This window comes from Cellulosilyticum sp., from assembly GCF_982396655.1.
Map to the genome: position 1 here is coordinate 1 of NZ_CEVXFV010000106.1, position 3,113 is coordinate 3,113.

A 3,113-nucleotide genomic window follows, 5' to 3' on the forward strand; every position below is an offset into this window, starting at 1 on the left:
CTATAAAAAATATTTATTTTATAATATAATATTTAAAAATAAGTAAAATGGAGGTTGGAAATGAAGTTTTTGACTTATAAAGTAGACGGAAAAGAGCAGGTAGGTGTACTGGGAAAAAATGAGCAAGTTGTTTGTCCGATAGGCGCAGTTGGGCTTCCTTATAGTTGCATGAATGAAGTCATCGAGAAGTTAACTCAGGAAGAAAAACAAAAATTAAAGTTGCTTTCAGAAAGTAATGAAGGGATCAAGCTTGAAAATATTCAAATGTGTGCCCCTATTCCAGTACCTAAACAAGATATTATTTGTCTTGGTATTAATTATATGGCTCATGCCGAAGAATCAGCACGCTATAAAAAAGAAGCCTTTGGTGGTGAAAGACCTTATGCCGTATATTTTTCAAAACGTGTCAATGAAGCAGTAGCTGATGGGGGAATCATTCCAAGTTATAAAAAGCTTATGGGAAGTTTAGATTATGAAGTAGAACTTGCCGTGATTATTGGAAAAGATGCTAAAGATGTAGCTGAAGAAGATGCTTTTGAGTATATCTTTGGTTATACCATTATTAATGATGTAAGTGCCAGAGAGATTCAAACACGTCATAAACAATGGTATTTTGGCAAAAGCTTAGATGGATTTGTACCGATGGGGCCTTGGATTGTAACAGAAGAATGTTTTGAAAGACCACCTGTATTAGGAATTCTTTCATATGTTAATGGGGAGCTTCGTCAAAATGCTACAACAGATCTTTTAATATTTGATATTCCACATGTGATTCATGAACTTTCAGAAGGGATGACTTTAAAAGCAGGAACGATCATTGCTATGGGGACACCAGCAGGTGTAGGGATGGGATTTGAACCACCACGTTTTTTGAAAGAAGGAGATGAAGTCTGCTGTGAGATTGAAGGGATTGGAAAGATTACAAATAAAATTGGAGAATAATATGAGTCAATTGACAAAAAATATTTAAAAAAATTAATAACGAACGTTACATATGATTTGTAATTTTAATGTTCGAGAATTGATGCTCAAAAGTGAGGAAAATTCAGATATTTATACGTGTTAAAGATTATTTTAGAAAAATTCATGGGATATATTGCAAAATATATCGAACTATGTTATAAATTAATAGACATAAAAAATGATTTACATAAGGAGACAATAAGATGAAAAAAGCAACTTTAAAGTTATTCACTGCCATGATGGCTGTTGCTTGTATGAGTGTTACACCTCTTTTTGCAAAAGATGCAACAACAATTACACTTATTCATACAAACGACACACATGCTAATGTAAAAGATGATGGTAGTAAAGTTATTGGATTTGCTAAGTTTGCAACTTATGCAAATGAAGTAAAAAGCAATGAAAATGCACTTATTTTAGATGCTGGTGACATGTTCCAAGGCATGCCATTTGCAAACCTTGAAAATGGCCAAAGTATCATTAAACTTGCCAATGCTGCAGGTTATGATGCCATGACAGTAGGAAATCATGAATTTGATTTTGGTGCAAAGAACTTCTTTGATATTGTAAGTCAATTAAACTATAAAGTACTTGCTGCAAACCTTAAAGATGCACAAGGTAATAATGCAGTAGATACATATATGGTTAAAGAATTTGACGGTGTTAAGGTAGGGGTATTTGGTATGGCTACTGAAGAAACTGCTTTCAAAACACACCCAGATAATGTTGTAGGTTATACTTTTACAGACATGATTGCAGAAGCAAAAGAAGCTGTTAAGGTATTACGTGAAAAAGAAGGCGTTGATGTTGTTGTAATGCTTTCACACTTAGGACTTGATGAAGGGGATTACACATCTGACCTTGTAGCACAAGCGGTAGAAGGGATTGATGTTATTATTGATGGCCATAGTCATACTACACTTGAAGAAGGCCGTATGGTTAATGGAACATTAATTGCAAGTACAGGTGAAAAATTCAATAATGTAGGTCGTGTTGAAATTGTTGTAGAAGACGGTAAAGTAGAAAGTAAAACAGCTTCTCTTTTAGGATACAATGATTTTGCAGATGTTGTACCAGATGAAACAGTTTTAAAAGCTATTGAAGAAGTAGAAGCAGCTCAAGCCCCACTTCTTGAACGTGTTGTAGGAACAGCTGCAGTTAAATTAGTAGGCGATAGAAGTGTTGTAAGAACAGGTGAAACAAACTTAGGTCAACTTGCAACAGATGCGATGATTGATTTAACAGGTGCTGATGTTGCAATTACAAACGGTGGTGGTATTCGTGCATCTATCGAAGCAGGTGATATCACAATGCAAGATATGGTAACAGTATTTCCATTTGGTAACACAATCATGGTAAAAGAAATCAAAGGTAGCGATATTAAAGCAGCACTTGAACATGGTGTAAGTGAATATCCAAATGAAAAAGGTGCTTTTCCTCATACAGCAGGTATGACATTTACATTAAATGCTTACAAAGAAGTAGGAAATCGCATTAGTGATCTTAAAATAAATGGTATTCCAGTAGATCCTGACAAAATGTACACACTTGCAACAAATGATTTCATGGCAGCAGGTGGCGATGATTACACAATGTTTAAAGCTTACCCAATTAAAGCTGAATACAATACTTTAATGGATACACTTTTAGCATATGTAGAAAAAATAGGTACAGTAACTGGTGAGTTCTCACCACGTATGACAGTTGTAACAGAAGCACCAGCAGAAGTTGTGACAGAAGAAAAGGTAGAAGTAACAAACAAAGTTGTTGCACTTAGAAGCTACTTACAAGGACAAAACTTTGAAGTAAAATATGATAACAAACAAATTGTTGCAACTAAAGCAGATGTAACAATTACTTTCACAGTGGGTCAAGCTGAATATACAGCGAAGGATGCAGATTCTTCTTTAACAGGAAAATTATCAACAGCTTTAGAGCTTAGAAATAATGCAACTTATATAAATAGTGCAGATGTAGCTAAAATTTTAGCTGATCTTGCAGCATAATTAGAATCGTGCAAATTACAAATAATGTGATAGAAGAAATCTAACACATAAAAAGGACTAGTTCTCATAAAGAGAGCTAGTCCTTTTTATAGTGTGCCCAGCATGGGCGTAGTCTAACGGGTGAAAGTCCCGAGTGTGGGTTGA

At 34.7% G+C, this 3,113-nt stretch carries 2 protein-coding genes; both read left to right on the forward strand.

The window, feature by feature from the left end:
• Nucleotides 1–60 precede the first annotated feature (60 nt).
• Nucleotides 61–942, forward strand: coding sequence for a fumarylacetoacetate hydrolase family protein (locus AC1VAQ_RS20905; RefSeq protein ID WP_302597338.1), 882 nt, complete (start codon nucleotides 61–63; stop codon nucleotides 940–942).
• 224 nt (nucleotides 943–1,166) lie between these two features.
• The gene (locus tag AC1VAQ_RS20910; RefSeq protein ID WP_303243904.1) at nucleotides 1,167–2,969 is read left to right on the forward strand and encodes a bifunctional metallophosphatase/5'-nucleotidase; all 1,803 of its coding nucleotides are present in this window, start codon (nucleotides 1,167–1,169) and stop codon (nucleotides 2,967–2,969) included.
• The last annotated feature ends 144 nt before the right edge of the window (nucleotides 2,970–3,113 follow it).

Coding starts and splice junctions, on each gene's coding strand:
- AC1VAQ_RS20910 (WP_303243904.1), top strand. CDS start 1,167: ATGAAAAAAGCAACTTTAAAGTTATTCACTGCCATGATGGCTGTTGCT.
- AC1VAQ_RS20905 (WP_302597338.1), top strand. CDS start 61: ATGAAGTTTTTGACTTATAAAGTAGACGGAAAAGAGCAGGTAGGTGTA.